The sequence below is a fragment of the Paraburkholderia aspalathi genome, from assembly GCF_905220735.1.
Classification (GTDB): Bacteria; Pseudomonadota; Gammaproteobacteria; order Burkholderiales; family Burkholderiaceae; genus Paraburkholderia; species Paraburkholderia aspalathi.
Window position 1 is genome coordinate 1,387,961 of record NZ_CAJNBA010000002.1, and the last position, 18,493, is coordinate 1,406,453.

Here is an 18,493-nt window from a genome sequence, read left to right on the forward strand (position 1 = left end):
GGTAAACAGAAAATGGGAGGTAAGGCGGAAAAATACAGAAAAAAGGAAGGTGACGAGCCTGACCCTCGGCACTGGTGGAAAACGGCTGTGGCTGCTTCGTTCCCGACCTGACCAGGTTGACCATCCCTCCATGCGAGGAGGCCCGTCACGAAACATTCTATCACCGCTTGGCCCGTCGCGCGACTGTTAATACGACCAAACCGACATCGACGCGCCGAATCACGCGCTTCGTACCATATAGACACTACCCTCGAATGACGCGTCCGGGTCACTTGAGTTTGCGCCGCCCGCCACCAGATAAGCTGCGTCGCGGTTATCAGAACGTAGCGGTGCTTCACCGGCAGCCGTTGGCCCCACTGCCCTTGATGAGTACTATCACCACCGGCAACGCATAGCGAATTAAGCTAAACTCCGGTACGGATGACCCGCAGACGCGAGCTTTCCGCGCATTCCAGAATGGGTTTTTCGACCATTTCAGGCGTGCGCAGGTAAGACTCCGATTGCGGCAAAGCGAACGGAAGTTTCCTTAGATTTTGACGTATCGTGGCGAGCAATTCAGGCGGGCCTCGAACCGATAGAGGTATTCATACAATGAGCGAATCAATCAAGCATATTAGCGACGCATCGTTCGAACAGGACGTCGTGAAATCCGATAAACCCGTGCTGCTCGATTTCTGGGCTGAATGGTGCGGTCCGTGCAAGATGATCGCGCCGATCCTCGACGAAGTCGCGAAGGATTACGCCGATCGCCTGCAAATCGCCAAGATCAATGTCGACGAACATCAATCGACGCCGGTCAAGTTCGGCGTGCGTGGCATCCCCACGCTGATCCTCTTCAAGAACGGCGCTGTCGCCGCGCAGAAGGTCGGCGCATTGTCGAAGTCGCAACTCACCGCGTTCCTCGACGGCAACCTGTAAAACTGCCGCATCGGCGCGCGTGAGGCCCTCGGGACCTTCAGGCGCGCTGCTATAGGCGTGTTGTCCAGTGACAACACGCCTAATAAGAAAGATGCCAAACCGTCGTACTGACGGAATTTGGCGTGTGCTATGCTAGAATCCGCAAAACGTCGAAAAGACGTGTAAGTCCTTGAGCGGTTCCGCTCACTCTCCTCCCAGATTTCATTTCGTCGCACCTTCTCCTGCGGGTTCTCCGTATGCATTTATCCGAGCTTAAGACTCTGCACGTGTCCGAATTGATCGAGATGGCCAATGGCCTCGAGATCGAAAGTGCAAACCGCCTGCGCAAGCAGGAATTGATGTTTGCCATTCTAAAAAAACGAGCCAAAACGGGCGACACGATCTTCGGCGACGGCACGCTCGAAGTGCTGCCGGACGGCTTCGGCTTCCTGCGTTCGCCGGAAACCTCGTATCTCGCCAGCACGGACGATATTTACATCAGCCCGTCGCAAATCCGCCGCTTCAACCTGCACACGGGCGATACGATCGAAGGCGAAGTGCGCACGCCGAAAGACGGCGAACGCTATTTCGCGCTGGTCAAGGTGGACAAGGTCAACGGCCAGCCGCCGGAAGCCTCGAAGCACAAGATCATGTTCGAAAACCTGACGCCGCTGCACCCGAACAAGGTGCTGCTGCTCGAACGTGAAATGCGTGGCGAAGAAAACGTCACGGGCCGAATCATCGACATGATCGCGCCGATCGGCAAGGGCCAGCGCGGCCTGCTGGTTGCGTCGCCGAAGTCCGGTAAGACGGTGATGCTGCAGCACATCGCGCACGCCATCAAGCAAAACCACCCTGACGTCGTGCTGTTCGTGCTGTTGATCGACGAACGCCCGGAAGAAGTGACCGAAATGCAGCGTTCGGTGGCCGGCGAAGTGATCGCCTCCACGTTCGACGAACCGGCTGCGCGTCACGTGCAAGTCGCCGAAATGGTGATCGAAAAAGCCAAGCGCCTCGTCGAAATGAAGAACGACGTGGTGATTCTGCTCGACTCGATCACGCGTCTCGCGCGTGCGTACAACACCGTCGTGCCGGCCTCGGGCAAGGTGCTGACGGGTGGTGTCGACGCGAACGCGCTGCAACGTCCGAAGCGCTTCTTCGGCGCGGCGCGCAATATCGAGGAAGGCGGATCGCTGACCATCATCGGTACGGCGCTGATCGAAACCGGCAGCCGCATGGACGACGTGATCTACGAAGAGTTCAAGGGCACCGGCAACATGGAAGTGCACCTGGAGCGTCGCCTGGCTGAAAAGCGCGTCTATCCGTCGATCAACCTGAACAAGTCCGGCACGCGCCGTGAAGAACTGCTGATCAAGCCCGAAGTCCTGCAAAAGATCTGGGTGCTGCGCAAGTTCATTCACGATATGGACGAAGTCGAGTCGATGGAATTCCTGCTCGACAAGATTCGCCAGACGAAGAGCAACTCCGAGTTCTTCGACATGATGCGCCGTGGCGGCGGCAGCTAAGGCTTAAGCCTTAAGGCTGCACCAGAAGCAACCGACCGCACCGCATAAGAAAGCCGCTCGCCGCAAACGAGCGGCTTTTTTTCGTCCGCAGCACCTGCAATGACACACAGGCACCGCGCCCATTCAAATGCTGGTGCCCCCGCCAACCTGAACGTGAACGTACACGTTGTATTATAATGCGGTCAATCCATCCAACCCACCAACTCCCATGTCAAAGGACTCGCCCACCCTGCTGACCGTGCGAGACGCCGCGGAGCGCCTCGGCGTCACACCACGCACGCTGAAATACTACGAGGAGCGCGGCCTCGTTTCGCCTGGTCGAAGCGAAGGCCGTTACCGGCTGTACGACGAGGAAGACCTCAAGCGCTTCGGCCGCATTTTGCGTTTGCGCTCACTCGGTTTCTCGCTACATGGCGTCACCGAGATGCTCAAACGTCCGCTCGAAGCAGTCGACGGCGGCCACCGTTACTCGCAGGAATCGCTGCAGCAGATTCGTGACGCCCTCGCGCAACAGGTCAGCGCCCTCGACACGCGCATTGAAGCGATGCGCCGCGAACTCAAGGAAGCACAGAAGCTGCGGACCGAGTTGGCGCCCGACCTCGATTATCTCGAGCGCCGCCTCGCAGGAGAAAACGCCGACGTTCTGCTCGAGCAACGGCGCAACGCGCGCGCCGCGGCGGCGGCGGGTCCGTCCGCGAAACGCCGTAAGACGCAGGACGAAGCAGCACCCGATGCCGCAGAGCCTGACAAATCCGCATGAGCGCCACGTCTTCTCGCGTACCATTGTTTAGCGCCGCAAAACTGCGCGGCGATTTTTTCCCGTGGGTACTGGCCGTCGTCACCGGCCTCGACTATTTCGACAACGCGATCTTTTCGTTTTTCACCAGCTACATCGCGGGCGGCATCAATGCGTCGCCAGATGAACTGGTGTGGGCGTCGAGCGCCTATGCGGTGGCGGCCGTGCTCGGCATCATGCAGCAGCAATGGTGGGTCGAGCGCTTCGGTTACCGGCGCTACGTGGCCGGCTGCATGCTGCTCTATTCAGTGGGCGCGATCGCCGCCACGCTGTGCGAGTCATCGATAGAACTCGCCTTCGCGCGCGGCTTTCAGGGCTACTTCATTGGCCCGATGATGGGCACCTGCCGCATCCTGATCCAGATGAGCTTTACGCCGCGGCAGCGACCTGCGGCGACGCGCGCTTTTCTCGTGCTGATCGTGTTGAGCAGTGCGCTTGCGCCGCTGATCGGCGGTCAACTGGTCGCGCATTTCGACTGGCGTGCGCTGTTCGCCTGCACCGCGCCGGTGGGTGTGCTGTTTGCCATCCTTGCCCTGCTCGCCCTGCCCGACACCGGCAACCGCCTCCCGGAAGAGCGCGGCGAGGCGCACTTCTGGCCTTACCTGATCTTCGCGTTCGCGCAAGGCGCGCTGCAAATCGTCATGCAACAAGTGCGGTTCCAGCTGTTCAGCGCCTCGCCCGGGCTGATTCTGCTGACGGTCGCGGGCATCGTCGCGCTCGGCTGGTTCGCCTACCAGCAATGGCACCATCCGGCGCCGCTGATGCGTCTGCACGCGCTGCGCGAAAAGGTGTTTCAGGTCGGGCTCGTGCTGTACATGTTCTACTACTACATCTCGACGGTGTTCAGCTATCTGACGTCGCGCTTTCTCGAGAGCGGCCTCGGCTATCCGGTCGAGAATGCCGGGCGGCTGGTCGGCGTGACGTCGCTGATTTCGGCGAGCGCGCTGTTCGTCTACCTGCGCTACGCGAAGCTCCTGCCGCGCAAGAAGTGGATCATCGTGCCGGGCTTCGCGGTGGCCGCATTCGCCGCGGCATGGATGACGCGCATGTCGCCGGGCGTGGGCGAAGCCGCGCTGATCGTGCCGATGCTGCTGCGCGGCTTGCTGTTACTGTTCATTGTGCTGCCGGTCGCCAATCTGACGTTTAGAATCTTCGCCATTGAAGAATTCACGCACGGCTACCGGCTGAAAAACATCGTGCGGCAACTGACGATCTCATTCGCGACGGCCTCGGTGATCATCGTCGAACAACATCGGCAGGCGCTGCATCAAGCGCGCCTTGCGGAGTTCGTGAATCCGTACAATCCGTTGTTCCAGAATTCGCTCGCGGCGCTGACCCGCGGCTTGAGCGCAGCCGGCCGCTCGGCGTCCGAGGCGCATTCGCTTGCGATAGTGGAAATCAGCCGGACGGTTGCGCAGCAGGCCAGTTTTCTGGCGTCGCTGGACGGCTTCTACTTTCTGGTTGGCATCGCGATATGCGGCGGCCTGTTCGCCGCGTGGCAAAAACAGATCGACTAAGGGTTTCATCAGGCCATGCTCTCGAAACTCACCCAATGGTTCGGCACGCGCCGCCGCGACCGCGCGCTGCGCGACTACGCGATCGACGACGCGCTTTGGCAGGCCACGCTCGACGGCCTGCCGTTCCTCGCCCACCTCGAGGCGCCGGATCGCGTGCGTCTGCGCGAGCTGACCAGTCTGTTCATCGCGCAAAAAGAATTTTCGACCGCGCACGAACTCGAACTAACCGACGCCATGACCGTGGCGATCGCCGCACAAGCGTGTTTGCCAGTGCTGAATCTGAGCCTCGATCTGTATCGTGGATGGGTCGGCGTGATCGTCTATCCGGGCGAGTTCGTGATCCGCAAGACGGTCGAGGACGAAGACGGCGTAGTTCACGAGGTCGAACAGGACGCGAGCGGCGAAGCGTGGGAAGGCGGCCCCGTCATTCTCTCGTGGGAAGACGCGCAGATGACGGACGGTTCGGACGCCTACAACGTCGTGATTCACGAATTCGCGCACAAGATTGACATGCTGACCGGCGAGGCGGACGGCCACCCACCACTTATGCGCCGCTGGCACGCGCCGCTCGACACGCAAGCGTGGGCGGACGTTTTCGATCATGCCTACGACCACTTCTGCGCCAAAGTCGACGCCGTGCCGGAGCGCCGCTGGGCACGTTTCGAGCGCGATTCGCTGATCGATCCGTATGCGGCAGACCATCCGTCGGAATTTTTTGCCGTTTGCAGCGAGGCGCTGTTCGTCCAGCCGCAGGCCTTCGAGGCGGAGTATCCCGAGCTATACCGCTTGCTGGCGCGGTATTACAGGCAGGATCCGGCGCGGATCGGGCTGGAATTCGCTCCGACCTGAAGCCGCCGCCGCGCAAGCGCCCGCCGGATAAGGGCTGCCGCGCCGCCGACCCACCCGATACGAACCCGCGCGGCGGCGCCCAAAACGTGGTGAAAACGAGGCAAGCGGCTGCCAAAAAGCTGGCAGAAAGGTCGTCAAGCGACTGATTTTCTGGCATAATCGCCGTTTTTCGACCATAGGCAAGTGGCTCGCGCCTAGATGCTGTCCGCATTCGTAGCGGCTGCTCGCGGGTTGGCTACCGCCAGATTAAAGGAAAGACCATGAAAGAAGGCATTCACCCGGATTACCGCGAAGTCCTGTTCATCGACATGTCGATCGACTTCAAGTTTGTGACGCGCTCGACCATCCAGACGCGTGAAACCGCCGAATTCAACGGCAAGACTTACCCGCTCGCCAAGATCGAAATATCGTCGGAATCGCATCCGTTCTACACCGGCCAACAAAAGATCATGGACACGGCAGGCCGCGTCGAGAAGTTCAACAAGAAGTTCGGTTCGCGCGCTACCGGCAAGGCAGCAGCGAAGTAATACCCGCCTCGTCGCCGGCCTTGGCCCGCAACGAAGCAGCAGCAAAAAAGGGCAGCGCGAGCTGCCCTTTTTTGTCTCCGCTTGTTCGTAGCGCCTGTTTGTCTCGCTTCTTTGTCCTCTTACCCCGGACGTCTCGTCGCACCTCGTCGCCCACCGCGGCGCCGTGTTACAGGCACCCCAATGACGTTGCGAGCCATTACCAGCCGTGACGCGCATCGCACGGCACGACTACAATGCCGGATGCTCCAAATTGGCCATTCCCGCCGGACAATCCATCCGGTCCCGGCTGCACCGCTTATCCGATATCCACACACCGCATGAGACCTGCCGTTCGCCTCACTGCCTCCGCGACCAGTGCTTTGCCGCGCTGGCTGCTGCTGACCATCTGTATCGTCTACGCATTTTTCGGCCTGTTCGGCCGGGATCCGTGGAAGAACGAGGACGCAGCCGGCTTTGGCGTCATGTGGACGATGGCCAACGGCAGCGCGCACGACTGGCTGCTGCCGAATCTGGTCGGCAAATACATGACGGAAGACGGCCCGCTCGGCTACTGGCTCGGCGCCAGCGCGATCCGCGCGCTCGCGCCGTGGGTCGATGCGAGCAACGCGTCACGCGTCTTCACGGGCCTGCTGTTTTGCGCCGGCTGTGGGTTCGTCTGGTATGCGGCCTACCTGCTCGGCCGACGTGCCGAAGTGCAGCCGTTCAAATATGCATTCGGCGGCGAGCCGGAGCCGCGCGATTACGGGCGCACCCTCGCCGACGGCGCGTTGCTGATCCTGCTCGCCTGCTTCGGTCTTGCCGAACGTGGTCACGAAACCACGCCGCAGCTCGCGCAGTTCTTCGGCATCGCCATGCTCGTGTACGGGCTCGTGCGGATGATCGACAAGCCCATTCAGGGCGCGCTGATCTGGGGCCTGGCGCTCGGCCTCGTCACCCTGGCAAGCAGCCCGGTGCTGGTCGGCGCGCTGTTGCTCGGGACCCTGGCAATGGCGCTGATCGTGCGCGAAGCGCGTACGCGCTGGCTGCTGCTGGCCGGTTTGCCGGTGGCGCTCGCGCTGTCAGTCTCGTGGCCGATCGCCGCACTCGCCGCCTTTCCCGACGACGCCGTCTGGTACCTGAATCAATGGGTGCACGTCAGCCTGTCGTCGTTCGCCGGGCCACCCGGCTCGGTAGCCGCCTACGCGCTCAAGAACCTGCCGCTCTTCACCTGGCCCGCCTGGCCGCTGGCGCTGTGGGCGTGGTTCAGCTGGTCGGGCCTGCGGCGCGCGCCGCACGTGGCGATGCCGCTGTCGGTGATCGGGCCGCTGCTCGTGCTGGTCGTGTTGCAGAGCCATCAGTCGAACCGGCTTTACATGCTGCTGTTGCCGCCGCTCGCGGTGCTGGCCACCTTCGCACTGCCCACGCTCAAACGCGGCGCGATCAATGCGATCGACTGGTTCGCGCTACTGAGCTTCACAATCCTCGGCAGCTTCGTCTGGCTGGTCTATGCGGCCGGGCTAACCGGATTCCCGCATCCGCTCGCACGCAATCTCGCGCGTCTCGCGCCGGGTTTCGCGCCGCAGTTCAAGGTTCTGTCGTTCGTGTGCGCGGTCGCCGTGACGATCTGCTGGTTCGTCCTGGTGCAATGGCGTCTGGCCCGTCATCCGAAAGTGCTGTGGCGCAGCGTGGTGCTCTCGAGCGCCGGCACGACGCTGATGTGGGTGCTGCTGATGACGCTGTGGCTGCCGGTTGTCAACTACAGCCGGACCTATAAGGACGTCGCCGAGCAGATCGCGAGCCATCTGCCGGAGGACTACACCTGCATCTCGCCGGTGCGCCTCGGTAATGCGCAGATCGCAACCTTCGCCTATTTCGGCGATATGCATTTCTCATTCAACCAGGATTGCGATGTGATCCTGCGTCAGGACACCCAGGACTTCGGCGACCCGAGCGCGATGTCGGACTTCGTGTGGAAGCTGGTGTGGGAAGGCCGCCGCGTGGCCGACCGCGACGAACGCTTCCGCCTGTACGTGCGGATCGACCGTCCGAAGCCGCCGGTCGTCAAACGCCGCAACTGGCATAAGAAGCCGGACTGAGCATGTTCGCCGACGTACGGAAAATCGCCGGGCTCGCATGGCCCGTGCTGATTGGCCAACTGGCGATCATCGCGTTCGGCGTGATCGACACGGCGATGGTCGGGCGCTATTCGGCCGTCGATCTCGCCGCGCTCGGCCTCGGTTCATCGATCTACATTTCCGTCTACATCGGTCTGACCGGCATCCTCACCGCGCTGCAACCGATCACCGCGCAACTCTATGGCGCGCGCCGCTATACGGAGATCGGCGAGGAAGCGCGCCAGGCCTTGTGGCTCGCGCTCGCGTTGACCGTGATCGGCTTTCTGATTCTCTATTTTCCGGGATGCGTGCTGCAGCTCGCGCGCGTGCCCGCAGCGCTGCACGAGCGCACGGTCGCCTACCTGCAGATTCTGGCGTTTGGCTTGCCGGCCGGCCTTGCCTTTCGCGTCTATAGCTCGATCACCAATGCCGTCGGCAAACCGCGGCTGGTGATGATCCTGCAGATCGGCGCACTACTGCTCAAGGTGCCGCTCAACACATGGTTCATCTTCGGCGGACTCGGTGTGCCGGCGCTCGGCGGACCGGGTTGCGCGCTTGCCAGCACCACGATCAACTGGGGGCTGGCCGTAGTGGGGATGCTGCTGTTGACGCGCGTCGACGTGTTCAAGCCGTTCGCGATCTTTGCGCACTTCTGCTGGCCCGTCTGGCGCCGGCAGGCGGCACAGTTGCGCCTCGGCATTCCGATGGGTCTGTCGTACCTGATCGAGGTCACCTCCTACACGTTCATGGCGCTCTTTATTGCGCGCTTCGGCACGACGACGCTCGCCGGCCACCAGATCGCCGGCAACATCGGTGCGGTGCTCTATATGACGCCGCTGGCGATCGGGATTGCCTCGTCGACGCTGGTCGCCCAGGCGCTCGGCGCGCATCGCCCGGAAGCGGCGCGCACGCTGTCGCGGCACGGCATCATGATGGCGGTGGCGATCGCCTTCTGTTACGGCGCGATCGTGCTGGTGCTGCGGCCGTACGTGATCGAAGGCTATACGCCGAACGCGCAGGTCGCGGCGGCGGCGATGCCGCTGGTGTTGATCGTCGTGTGCTATCACGTGTTCGATGCGTTGCAGATCACCACCGCATTCGTGCTGCGCGCGTACAAGGTGGCGGTCGTGCCGACCGTCATCTATGCGGTTGCGCTGTGGGGCGTGGGGCTCGGCGGCGGGTATCTGCTTGGCTTCAATGTCACGGGTTTCACGCCGGAGTGGCTGACCGGCGCGCGCGGTTTCTGGGTCGCCAATACGGTGAGCCTGGCGATTGCCGGGATCGGTTTGCTGTTGTACTGGCGTGGCGTAAGCAAGCGGTATTTGCGCGCTGAGGCGGTGGTCAGGGTGGATTCGGCGGCTTGAGGGGCTTGTTGGGCTCAATCGGCTTGCTGGGGTTGCCGGGTCCACCAGGTTGTCGGGAATGGTTGACCGGATTGTGGCAGCTGCGGCGCAATACCGAAGGAAAAGGCCCCAGCCATGCTAGCCAGGTTTTCAGGTTATACCGCCACCGCCACGTCGGAGTGGCACACAATAGCTGACCGTTAGTTGCATCTTGAGCCCTATAAAAAGCGGCCACCCCCGGCAGCCGCCCTTCTCTCCTGTCTCAAGCCGCTTGTGCTTCCTCCGACGCCTGATCCCGCCGCTCGAAAATCTCCCTTGCTGCGAACAGCGCGTTCAGCGCCGCCGGGAAGCCCGCATAGAGCGCCATCTGCATGAACACTTCGACGATCTCCTCGCGCGTGCAGCCGACGTTCAACGCCGCCTCGATATGCACCTTCAACTGCGGTTGCGCGCAGCCGAGCGTCGCCAGCGAGGCAATCGTCGCGATTTCTCGCGCCCGCAGATCGAGTTGCGGCCGGCTGTAAATATCGCCGAAGCCGAATTCGATCAGCAGCCGTCCAAAATCCGGCGCGATCGGCGCAAGCGCGGCGATCACCTGCTCGCCGGTCGAGCCGTCGATTTCCTTCAGTTTGTCCCAGCCTCGGGTGTAGCGATCGTTTTGTGCGTGTTCCATGGTGAGTCCTCGTCCAAATGCGAAAGTGATTGGGTTTCGTCGATCTGTCGTGTCGGCGTGCTCGCGGCGGGCGTCCGCCCAGCGGTCTCGTAATAGGCGATTTTGTCGATGATCGCGCCGAGATTGCTCTGCAACTCGGCGATCCGCGCCAAAACGGCATCCCGATGCGCCACCAGCAAGTCGCGGCGCTCACCCACCGTAGACTGACCTTCTGCCCGCAGCGCCGCGAACGCCTGCATCCCGGCGATCGGCATGCCGGTCGCCTTCAGACGCATCACGAACTGCAGCCAGTCGAGATCGGCCGGCGAATACAGGCGATGCCCCGCCTGCGTACGCCCGACCGCTCGAATCAGGCCGGCCTGCTCGTAATAGCGCAACGTGTGAGTAGAGACGCCGATCGTTGCGGCGACCTCGCCGATGGTGAGTGCTTTTGACATTTTCGACATGACGGAACTCAGGTTAGGACTTCGAGTGCACTCTAAGTCAAGTAGAAGGCGCTGTCATTTATCTGCCTTGTCGTTATTTACGGAGGATCGATAAACTCATAACTGCTTAATCGCTAGGCAAAAGCTTCAAATATTGTCCAGCCTGATTTACTTGTCATGAATCGATCGGTATAAATCGTCGGCGTTTGCAAATAAGGGCGCGCAATTTGTTCTATGCTTAAGCGCAGCGCCTGCTGACAAGGTGCGTCGTCCCGAGTTTTCCCTTTGCGGCTAACTTTTTTTGCCCTCAATGGAGTGCTTGCCATGCTAAAGAAGCTTTTGATGCTTTGCGTTGCTTTGGCTTTGTCGCTGTCGGCCGGATTTGCGGCAGCCGTCGAAGTAAATTCCGCCGATCAGGCGGCGCTCGAATCGGTCAAGGGTATCGGGCCGGTGCATGCGAAAGCGATCATCGACGAACGCACCAAAAACGGCCCGTTCAAGGATGCCGATGATCTCGCCACCCGCGTCAAAGGCATCGGCACCAAATCGGTGACCAATCTCGAAGCAGCCGGTCTGACCATCAACGGCTCGTCCACGCCGCCTACGGGCGCCAAAGCTGCCTCGAAGTCCAGCAGCACCGCCAGCACCAAGGCGGCGCCGGCAGCCGCTCCTGCGGCGACCACCGCGGCGACGACAACAGCACCAGCGGCGCCTGCCGAAGCATCCGGCACCAAAGCATCGAAGTCGAAGAAGAAGAGCAAGGCCGCGGCATCCGACGCAGCGGCAGCTTCCGCGCCGGCCACAGCGGCCGCCGCGAGCGCGCCGGCCGACGCATCCGGCACCAAGGCTTCGAAGAAGAAGGCGAAGAAGAGCAAGGCTGCATCGGCTGCGGCAGCCTCTGGCGGGGCGTAAATCGGGTTGAGTACCGGCCGTATGGCGGCTGCGCCGGTCACGTGCGATACGCGCGTGATGCACACATAAGCGCGGCCCCGCTCCCGGCTACCTTCCTTCCACCGGCGCCGCGCGACCGTGCGGCGTTTTCACCCGCTGACTCGTCAAACACGGGTCGGCATTCAAGAGAGACCGTCATGAGCCTACTCGACACTATCGGTTCCCTGGTTGGCAAATCGCCTGAAGGCGGTGGCCAGCAAGCCCTCATTTCAGCCGCGCTGGAATTCGTCAACAACCAGCCGGGCGGCCTGAACGGCCTGATCAGCAGCTTCAAGGAAAAGGGGCTCGGCGACGTCGTGTCGTCGTGGGTCAGCAACGGCGAGAACCAGGCGATCTCGCCCGACGCCCTGCACAGCGTGCTTGGGTCGGACGTCGTCACCAACCTCGCAGCGAAGGCCGGCGTGCAACCGGATCAGGTCACCGGTCTGCTCTCGCAGATTCTGCCGCACGTTGTCAACGCGGCCACGCCCGACGGCGAAGTCCCCGCCGAAGGCAAACTGAATTCGACGACCGTGCTGGGCGCGCTCGGCGGCCTGTCGGCGCTGTTCGGCAAGGGCAACGCGTAAGTAAGCTCGTCACCCGTCACCGCCCTGTAGCAGACGCAAGCAGGCGAAAAAAAGCGGCAACGAAGTCACCTTCGTTGCCGCTTTTTAACATTGGCTGGAACGACCCAACCGCTGCCGTTCCATGCTCAACCTCACGCGTTTCGCTTAGTGCACGACGCGGTCGAACACCAGCTTGCCGTCTTCCACTTCGACCGGAATCACATCCTTCGGACCGAACTTGCCGGCGAGTATCAGCTTGGCGACCGGGTTCTCGATCTCCTGCTGGATTGCGCGCTTCAGCGGCCGCGCCCCGAACAGCGGATCGTAGCCGACCTTGCCGACGTGCTCGAGCGCCGCGTCCGACACCACCAATTGCATGTCGAGCTTGGCAAGCCGTTCGTGCAGACGTTGCAGCTGAATCCGCGCGATCGACTGGATGTTCGAACGGTCGAGCGCATGGAACACCACGACGTCGTCGATCCGGTTCAGGAACTCGGGCCGGAAGTGCAGCTTCACTTCTTCCCAGACCGCATCCTTCACCGCTTCCTGCGGCTCGCCGACCATCGCCTGGATCACCTGCGAACCGAGGTTCGACGTCATCACGATCACCGTGTTCTTGAAGTCCACGGTACGGCCCTGGCCATCGGTCATGCGGCCGTCGTCGAGCACTTGCAGCAGGACGTTGAACACGTCCGGATGCGCCTTCTCGATTTCGTCGAGCAGGATCACGCTGTACGGCTTGCGGCGCACGGCTTCGGTCAGGTAACCGCCTTCCTCGTAGCCGACGTAGCCCGGCGGCGCGCCAATCAAACGCGCGACGCTATGCTTCTCCATGAATTCGCTCATGTCGATACGGATCAGATGATCTTCCGAATCGAACAGGAACGACGCCAGCGCCTTGCACAGTTCGGTCTTGCCCACGCCGGTCGGCCCGAGGAACAGGAACGAGCCATACGGCCGGTTCGGATCCGCAAGACCCGCGCGTGAACGGCGAATCGCGTCGGCCACCGCGGTGATCGCTTCGTCCTGACCGACCACGCGGTCGTGCAGTTTCTCTTCGATCTGCAGCAGTTTTTCGCGCTCGCCCTGCATCATGCGCGACACCGGAATGCCGGTGGAACGTGAGACGACTTCAGCGATTTCTTCCGCGCCGACCTGCGTGCGCAACAGACGCGGCCGCGTCGGATTGTTCTGCTCCTTCGCTTCGGCCTGAGTCACTTCCTTCAACTGCGCTTCAAGACCAGGCAGCTTGCCGTACTGCAACTCGGCGACCTTCTCCAGCTTGCCTTCACGCTGCAAGCGAACGATTTCCGCGCGCGTTTTTTCGATGTCTTCCTTCAACTGCGCGCTGCCCTGCACAGCCGCTTTTTCCGCGGTCCAGATTTCTTCGAGGTCCGAATATTCACGATCCAGCCGCTCGATTTCTTCTTCGATCAGTTGCAGACGCTTTTGCGACGCTTCGTCCTTTTCCTTCTTGACGGCTTCGCGCTCGATCTTCAATTGGATCAAACGACGGTCGAGCCGATCCATTTCTTCCGGCTTCGAGTCGATTTCCATCTTGATCTTCGAAGCGGCTTCGTCGATCAGGTCGATGGCCTTGTCCGGCAAAAAGCGATCCGTGATGTAGCGATGTGACAGTTCGGCTGCCGCGACGATCGCCGGGTCGGTAATGTCGACGCCATGATGCAGCTCGTACTTTTCCTGCAAACCGCGCAGGATCGCGATGGTGGCTTCAACCGACGGTTCGTCGACCAGCACCTTCTGGAAGCGGCGCTCGAGCGCGGCATCTTTTTCGATGTACTTGCGATATTCATCGAGCGTGGTGGCGCCGACGCAATGCAGTTCGCCGCGCGAGAGCGCCGGCTTGAGCATGTTGCCCGCGTCCATTGCGCCTTCGGCCTTGCCCGCACCGACCATCGTGTGAATTTCGTCGATGAAGACGATGGTCTGGCCTTCGTCCTTGGCGATGTCGCTCAGCACGGCCTTCAGGCGTTCTTCGAACTCGCCGCGGTATTTCGCGCCGGCCAGCAACGCTGCCATGTCCAACGACAGCACGCGCTTGCCTTTGAGCGTTTCCGGCACTTCACCGTTGACGATACGCTGCGCGAGACCTTCCACGATTGCGGTCTTGCCCACGCCCGGCTCGCCGATCAGCACCGGGTTGTTCTTGGTGCGGCGTTGCAGGATCTGGATCGAACGGCGAATTTCGTCGTCACGGCCGATCACGGGGTCGAGCTTGCCGGCCCGCGCACGCTCGGTCAGGTCGACGGTGTACTTTTTCAGCGCTTCACGCTGGCTTTCGGCGTCCTGGCTATGCACTTGCGAACCGCCGCGCACCGCCGCGATCGCGCTTTCCAGCGACTTGCGCGACAAGCCGTGCTGACGCGCGAGACGGCCGGCCTCGCCCTTATCGTCCGCAACCGCGAGCAGGAACATCTCGCTCGCGATGAATGTGTCGTTGAGTTTTTGTGCTTCCTTGTCCGCCTGGTTCAGCAAGCCGGTCAGTTCGCGGCCGATCTGCACGTTGCCATCGGTGCCCTGCACTTGCGGCAGGCGCGTAATGGCATCGTTCAGCGCAGTTTGCAGCGCCTGAACATGCACGCCGGCACGCGAGAGCAGCGAACGCGCCGACCCATCCTGCTGGGCGACGAGCGCCGAGAGGACATGAACCGGTTCGATGTATTGATTGTCGTGACCGACGGCCAGACTCTGCGCGTCGGCCAGTGCTTCCTGGAATTTAGTAGTAAGTTTGTCGATTCTCATCAAGAGACCTCCAATTTCAATTACCACCAAATTGAGGCGTTTTACGCAGGTTTCAAGCGTTTTTTTGCAATCAGCAACAACTATTTAACATTTGACGCGCGAGAACTTGCCCGCAGGTTTCAGGAAGCCGGCGTGGCGCCGCCAGTGGAAGCAACCGGCACGATCGGAATGACGGTGCTCAAACCCAGCAGCGCAGCCAGCGGGCCGTGCGGCTCTGCAACCTCGCCGATGGTGTGACGATCGAGTTCGGCCAGGAACGCGTTGCGCGCCGCCTCGAGCGCGCCGCGCAGACGGCAGTGCGATGTAATGACACAGGCCCGGCGCTCGCTTTGCTGCTCCGGGAAGCAGCCGACCAGCGCAAAGTCGCTTTCCGTGGCCCGCACGATTTCGCCCACCGTCAACGCGCTGGTTTGTTCGGCCAGCCGCAGGCCGCCGTTACGCCCGCGCACCGTCTCGACCCAGCCGAGTTCGCCGAGTTGCTGCACCACCTTCATCAAATGGTTCTTGGAGATCCCGTACGCGTCCGAGATGTCCTGAATGGTCGATAAGCCTTCACCGCGGACGGTGAGGTACAGCAGGACGCGTAGTGAGTAATCCGTATAGTCGGTCAGTCTCATAAGTGCAGGTGCCACGATGAGCGCAAGCCGCGATCCGGGGGATAACCGCGTCGATGCAAGGGTTGCCGGGGGCCGTCGCTTCGCCATAAGATGCTGGCGCTACGCATGTTTTCTTATTTTGCGCTGACAGTCGGTGTTTGTCTTTCGGCAGTAATGGTAACGTTTCCCGCACGGGCCATTCATACGAAAAGCGGGGCATTCGTGGCCTACTTCCTTTTGTTTGGACACAGTTTGAGGTCATTCCTGACGGTCTGTGGCGCCATGTGGCGATTCAGAATGAATAACGACTTTATCTGGAATTTGCATGAATCCGTCTTTTCCCGCCGCACCGGTTGTCGAGCGCGCCGCCGAGCCTACTGAGGCGAATATTCGCGAGCTCGTCTACGGTTTTTACGACCGGGTGCGCGCCGATCCGCTGCTGGGCCCCGTGTTCGAGGCGACGCTGGCGGGCCGCTGGGACGACCACCTGCCCAAGATGTGCACCTTCTGGGGCAGTCTGGTGCTGGGCGCAAAGCAATACCGCGGCAATGTGCAGCAGGCGCATCAGCCGCTCGAGGGCGTCGAGCCGCAGCATTTCAGCCGCTGGCTGTATCTGTTCCTGGATACGGTGGAGTCGCGTTATCAGCCGGCTGCCGCGGTCCGCCTCATGGAGCCGGCGCTGCGTATCGCGCAGAGTTTGCAGCTGAGCCGCTTCGGCTGGGATTACAAGATTCCGGCGGAGCAGCAGGCGTTGCTGGAGCGGGTCGCGCCAAAGCGGCGGCGGGACGATGACTCGGACGAAGCGCATGCGCCGGGCACCTCGGCGCGGCGACCGGGTGAGCCGTTTCCGACTAGGATCATCGGCAAGGGGAAGACTGACTGACCGGGCGCCCGCCTAATCCTCTTCCTCGTTACCCGGTTCGATGCCCCAACGGGCCAGCGCCGCATCGTCGGCGACGCGGGCATCCACCCAGCGCTCGCCCTCTTCGGTTTTCTCTTTCTTCCAGAACGGCGCCTGGGTCTTCAGATAGTCCATCACGAACTCACACGACGCGAAGGCGTCGCCCCGATGCGCGGCGGTGGTCGCCACCAGCACGATCTGGTCGAGCGGATAAAGCTTGCCGACCCGATGCACGATCAGCACCTCGATCCCCGGCCAACGCTCGCGCGCGCTCACGACGATCGTTTCCAGCGATTTCTCCGTCATGCCCGGATAGTGCTCGAGCTCCATCGTTTCGACCGTACTGCCGTCGTTCAGGTCGCGCACGGTGCCGACAAAACAGGCCACCGCGCCGATCTTCGGATTGCGCGCGCGCAACGCGGCGACCTCCGCGGTGAGGTCGAAGTCTTCCGTCTGGACACGAACGGGCATCTCTGGCTCCTGGGCGGCTTGGCGAGGTTTAGCGTGACTTGGCAGGTTTTTTAGCGGCGATCCAGCGCGTTTCAACCGCCGGTGACGGGCGGAAAGAACGCGACCTCGCAGCCTTCGGTGACGCGTGTGCCGGCATCGGTCATCACGTGATTGCAGGCCATGCGCAGCGCGCGGCCTTCGGCAAGGGTATCGGCCCAGATGCCGCCGCGCACGCGCAACCAGGCACGCACGTCGCCGACGGTCGCGATGCCGTCTGGCAGATCGACCGTTTCGTCGGCGGTTTCGAGCGCTTCGCGCACGCTTGCAAAATATCGGAGTTGAATCTTCATCGGGAAACCGCCGGCTGTGGCGGGCCTCAGTTCAGCAATTCGGAAAAAGGGATGAAACGCACGGTCTCGCCGGCGCTGATCGCGTGGTTCGGCGGATTGTCGATCAGGCCGTCGCCCCACACGGTCGACGTCAGTACGGCTGAGCTCTGATTCGGAAACAGATCGAGGCCGCCGGCCGGATTGATGCGCGCACGCAGGAATTCGTTGCGGCGGTCGGCCTTCTTCTGCGTGAAATCCGCGCGCAAAGACAGCGCGCGCGGCTCAACTGTCTGCATGCCGGCCAGAAGCAGGACGAACGGGCGAACGAACAGTAAAAAGGTCGCGAAGCTGGAAACCGGATTGCCCGGCAGGCCAATGAAAAAGGTTTCGGCTGGAGCTGTCGCAGCCGCGTCTGCCTGCTGCGCGGCACGGCGCACCGCGCCGAAGGCGAGCGGCTTGCCCGGTTTCATCGCGATCTGCCACATCGACAGGCGTCCCTCCGCCTCGACCGCCGGCTTGACGTGATCTTCCTCGCCGACCGACACGCCGCCGCAAGTAAGGATCAGATCGTGCGCTTGCGCGGCTTCACGTAACGTCGCGCGAGTCGCGTCGAGTTTATCGGGGACGATGCCGTAGTCGGTTACCTCACAGCCGAGCTTTTCCAGCAGGCCGCGCAGCGTGAAACGGTTCGAGTTGTAGATCGCGCCGGGTTTCAGCGGTTCTCCGGGCATGGTCAGTTCGTCGCCGGTGAAGAACACGGCGACTTTTACGCGGCGGCGCACCTGGAGTTCGGCGCAGCCGACTGAGGCTGCGAGTCCTAATGCTTGCGGTGTCAGGCGAGTGCCGGCTGGAAGGATGATCGAACCGCTGCGGATGTCCGCGCCTTGGGCCGTGATCCATTCGCCGGGTGCCGGGTTGTGGAGGATCGTGACTTCGTTGCCGGCGGCCTCGGTTTGCTCCTGCATCACGATGGCGTCGGCGCCTGGCGGCACCGTAGCGCCGGTGAAGATGCGGGCTGCCGTGCCGGGTTTTAACGGCTCGGGTGCGTGGCCAGCTGGAATGCGTTGCGAAACTGGCAGGCGGCGGTCGCCATCGGTTGCCAGATCTTCTGTGCGGATCGCGTAGCCGTCCATTGAACTGGTGTTCATGGGGGGGACGTCGAGCGGCGAAATAACGTCTGCCGATAGCACGCGGTTGAGGGCGTCTAGCGTGGGGATCGATTCCGTACCGGGGATTGGGCTCGCTGCGCTGAGCAAGGTCGCCAACGCTTCGGCAGTGGAGAGCATCGGGGCGCGGGGCGTTGGGGTGGACA

At 62.0% G+C, this 18,493-nt stretch carries 18 protein-coding genes and 1 other RNA gene; 11 read left to right on the forward strand and 8 right to left on the reverse strand.

Going from position 1 to position 18,493, the window contains the following annotated elements; genetic code table 11:
• Positions 1-48: 48 nt before the first annotated feature.
• An RNA gene (gene ffs / locus KHO30_RS16960) (signal recognition particle sRNA small type) lies at positions 49-147 on the reverse strand.
• A 444-nt stretch (positions 148-591) separates the two neighbouring features.
• On the opposite strand from ffs, the gene trxA reads away from it, so the two are divergent.
• The 8 genes from trxA to KHO30_RS17000 all read left to right on the forward strand — a co-directional run bounded on the left by trxA (position 592) and on the right by KHO30_RS17000 (position 9,569).
• Positions 592-918 (forward strand): thioredoxin TrxA, encoded by a 327-nt coding sequence (gene trxA, locus KHO30_RS16965; RefSeq protein ID WP_054039468.1) that lies wholly within the window; start codon positions 592-594, stop codon positions 916-918.
• A gap of 236 nt (positions 919-1,154) precedes the next feature.
• On the forward strand, positions 1,155-2,423 hold the full coding sequence (rho, locus tag KHO30_RS16970) for a transcription termination factor Rho (RefSeq protein ID WP_006048863.1): 1,269 nt from the start codon (positions 1,155-1,157) through the stop codon (positions 2,421-2,423).
• Between the two features lie 208 nt (positions 2,424-2,631).
• The gene (locus tag KHO30_RS16975; RefSeq protein WP_211701643.1) at positions 2,632-3,183 is read left to right on the forward strand and encodes a MerR family transcriptional regulator; all 552 of its coding nucleotides are present in this window, start codon (positions 2,632-2,634) and stop codon (positions 3,181-3,183) included.
• Positions 3,180-4,736 carry an MFS transporter gene (locus KHO30_RS16980; RefSeq protein WP_211701644.1) on the forward strand — a complete coding sequence of 519 codons (1,557 nt, stop codon included), beginning with the start codon at positions 3,180-3,182 and terminating at the stop codon, positions 4,734-4,736. Before KHO30_RS16975 ends, KHO30_RS16980 begins: the two co-directional genes overlap by 4 nt.
• Positions 4,737-4,751: 15 nt before the next feature.
• On the forward strand, positions 4,752-5,585 hold the full coding sequence (locus KHO30_RS16985) for a M90 family metallopeptidase (protein ID WP_200651751.1): 834 nt from the start codon (positions 4,752-4,754) through the stop codon (positions 5,583-5,585).
• Between the two features lie 260 nt (positions 5,586-5,845).
• Entirely contained in the window at positions 5,846-6,112 is a 267-nt protein-coding gene (locus KHO30_RS16990; RefSeq protein ID WP_054039460.1) for a type B 50S ribosomal protein L31, read from the forward strand.
• Between the two features lie 317 nt (positions 6,113-6,429).
• Positions 6,430-8,187 (forward strand): ArnT family glycosyltransferase, encoded by a 1,758-nt coding sequence (locus tag KHO30_RS16995; RefSeq protein WP_200651752.1) that lies wholly within the window; start codon positions 6,430-6,432, stop codon positions 8,185-8,187.
• A 2-nt stretch (positions 8,188-8,189) separates the two neighbouring features.
• Positions 8,190-9,569, forward strand: coding sequence for an MATE family efflux transporter (locus tag KHO30_RS17000; RefSeq protein WP_211701645.1), 1,380 nt, complete (start codon positions 8,190-8,192; stop codon positions 9,567-9,569).
• A 241-nt stretch (positions 9,570-9,810) separates the two neighbouring features.
• Here the strand turns inward: KHO30_RS17000 and KHO30_RS17005 are convergent, their stop codons facing one another.
• Positions 9,811-10,221, reverse strand: coding sequence for a carboxymuconolactone decarboxylase family protein (locus tag KHO30_RS17005; protein ID WP_093632639.1), 411 nt, complete (start codon positions 10,219-10,221; stop codon positions 9,811-9,813).
• Complete coding sequence (locus tag KHO30_RS17010; RefSeq protein WP_211701646.1) at positions 10,173-10,667, reverse strand: MerR family transcriptional regulator; 495 nt, start codon at positions 10,665-10,667, stop codon at positions 10,173-10,175. Before KHO30_RS17010 ends, KHO30_RS17005 begins: the two co-directional genes overlap by 49 nt.
• Positions 10,668-10,970: 303 nt before the next feature.
• Between KHO30_RS17010 and KHO30_RS17015 the strand changes: the two genes are divergently transcribed.
• Positions 10,971-11,558 carry a ComEA family DNA-binding protein gene (locus KHO30_RS17015; protein ID WP_200619915.1) on the forward strand — a complete coding sequence of 196 codons (588 nt, stop codon included), beginning with the start codon at positions 10,971-10,973 and terminating at the stop codon, positions 11,556-11,558.
• A gap of 176 nt (positions 11,559-11,734) precedes the next feature.
• On the forward strand, positions 11,735-12,163 hold the full coding sequence (locus tag KHO30_RS17020; RefSeq protein WP_054039452.1) for a YidB family protein: 429 nt from the start codon (positions 11,735-11,737) through the stop codon (positions 12,161-12,163).
• A 144-nt stretch (positions 12,164-12,307) separates the two neighbouring features.
• On the opposite strand, the gene clpB is transcribed toward KHO30_RS17020, so the two are convergent.
• Positions 12,308-14,905 carry an ATP-dependent chaperone ClpB gene (gene clpB / locus KHO30_RS17025; RefSeq protein ID WP_093632636.1) on the reverse strand — a complete coding sequence of 866 codons (2,598 nt, stop codon included), beginning with the start codon at positions 14,903-14,905 and terminating at the stop codon, positions 12,308-12,310.
• A gap of 119 nt (positions 14,906-15,024) precedes the next feature.
• Positions 15,025-15,522, reverse strand: a complete 498-nt coding sequence (locus tag KHO30_RS17030) for an Rrf2 family transcriptional regulator (protein ID WP_093632635.1) — start codon at positions 15,520-15,522, stop codon at positions 15,025-15,027.
• A gap of 304 nt (positions 15,523-15,826) precedes the next feature.
• On the opposite strand from KHO30_RS17030, the gene KHO30_RS17035 reads away from it, so the two are divergent.
• Positions 15,827-16,384, forward strand: a complete 558-nt coding sequence (locus tag KHO30_RS17035; RefSeq protein ID WP_200651753.1) for a group III truncated hemoglobin — start codon at positions 15,827-15,829, stop codon at positions 16,382-16,384.
• Positions 16,385-16,396: 12 nt separating this feature from the next.
• Here KHO30_RS17035 and moaE read toward each other — a convergent pair whose 3' ends face one another.
• From moaE to KHO30_RS17050, 3 genes are all read right to left on the reverse strand, one after another.
• Entirely contained in the window at positions 16,397-16,873 is a 477-nt protein-coding gene (moaE, locus tag KHO30_RS17040) for a molybdopterin synthase catalytic subunit MoaE (RefSeq protein ID WP_200619914.1), read from the reverse strand.
• A gap of 71 nt (positions 16,874-16,944) precedes the next feature.
• Positions 16,945-17,202 carry a molybdopterin converting factor subunit 1 gene (gene moaD / locus KHO30_RS17045; RefSeq protein ID WP_054039444.1) on the reverse strand — a complete coding sequence of 86 codons (258 nt, stop codon included), beginning with the start codon at positions 17,200-17,202 and terminating at the stop codon, positions 16,945-16,947.
• 26 nt (positions 17,203-17,228) lie between these two features.
• Complete coding sequence (locus KHO30_RS17050; protein ID WP_211701850.1) at positions 17,229-18,467, reverse strand: molybdopterin molybdotransferase MoeA; 1,239 nt, start codon at positions 18,465-18,467, stop codon at positions 17,229-17,231.
• Positions 18,468-18,493: the final 26 nt, after the last annotated feature.

What these genes read in the sequence shown, in the direction of transcription:
- trxA (WP_054039468.1), top strand. Translation starts at nt 592, where the DNA reads ATGAGCGAATCAATCAAGCATATTAGCGACGCATCGTTCGAACAGGAC.
- rho (WP_006048863.1), top strand. Translation starts at nt 1,155, where the DNA reads ATGCATTTATCCGAGCTTAAGACTCTGCACGTGTCCGAATTGATCGAG.
- KHO30_RS16975 (WP_211701643.1), top strand. Translation starts at nt 2,632, where the DNA reads ATGTCAAAGGACTCGCCCACCCTGCTGACCGTGCGAGACGCCGCGGAG.
- KHO30_RS16980 (WP_211701644.1), top strand. Translation starts at nt 3,180, where the DNA reads ATGAGCGCCACGTCTTCTCGCGTACCATTGTTTAGCGCCGCAAAACTG.
- KHO30_RS16985 (WP_200651751.1), top strand. Translation starts at nt 4,752, where the DNA reads ATGCTCTCGAAACTCACCCAATGGTTCGGCACGCGCCGCCGCGACCGC.
- KHO30_RS16990 (WP_054039460.1), top strand. Translation starts at nt 5,846, where the DNA reads ATGAAAGAAGGCATTCACCCGGATTACCGCGAAGTCCTGTTCATCGAC.
- KHO30_RS16995 (WP_200651752.1), top strand. Translation starts at nt 6,430, where the DNA reads ATGAGACCTGCCGTTCGCCTCACTGCCTCCGCGACCAGTGCTTTGCCG.
- KHO30_RS17000 (WP_211701645.1), top strand. Translation starts at nt 8,190, where the DNA reads ATGTTCGCCGACGTACGGAAAATCGCCGGGCTCGCATGGCCCGTGCTG.
- KHO30_RS17005 (WP_093632639.1), bottom strand. Translation starts at nt 10,221, where the DNA reads ATGGAACACGCACAAAACGATCGCTACACCCGAGGCTGGGACAAACTG.
- KHO30_RS17010 (WP_211701646.1), bottom strand. Translation starts at nt 10,667, where the DNA reads ATGTCGAAAATGTCAAAAGCACTCACCATCGGCGAGGTCGCCGCAACG.
- KHO30_RS17015 (WP_200619915.1), top strand. Translation starts at nt 10,971, where the DNA reads ATGCTAAAGAAGCTTTTGATGCTTTGCGTTGCTTTGGCTTTGTCGCTG.
- KHO30_RS17020 (WP_054039452.1), top strand. Translation starts at nt 11,735, where the DNA reads ATGAGCCTACTCGACACTATCGGTTCCCTGGTTGGCAAATCGCCTGAA.
- clpB (WP_093632636.1), bottom strand. Translation starts at nt 14,905, where the DNA reads ATGAGAATCGACAAACTTACTACTAAATTCCAGGAAGCACTGGCCGAC.
- KHO30_RS17030 (WP_093632635.1), bottom strand. Translation starts at nt 15,522, where the DNA reads ATGAGACTGACCGACTATACGGATTACTCACTACGCGTCCTGCTGTAC.
- KHO30_RS17035 (WP_200651753.1), top strand. Translation starts at nt 15,827, where the DNA reads ATGAATCCGTCTTTTCCCGCCGCACCGGTTGTCGAGCGCGCCGCCGAG.
- moaE (WP_200619914.1), bottom strand. Translation starts at nt 16,873, where the DNA reads ATGCCCGTTCGTGTCCAGACGGAAGACTTCGACCTCACCGCGGAGGTC.
- moaD (WP_054039444.1), bottom strand. Translation starts at nt 17,202, where the DNA reads ATGAAGATTCAACTCCGATATTTTGCAAGCGTGCGCGAAGCGCTCGAA.
- KHO30_RS17050 (WP_211701850.1), bottom strand. Translation starts at nt 18,467, where the DNA reads ATGCTCTCCACTGCCGAAGCGTTGGCGACCTTGCTCAGCGCAGCGAGC.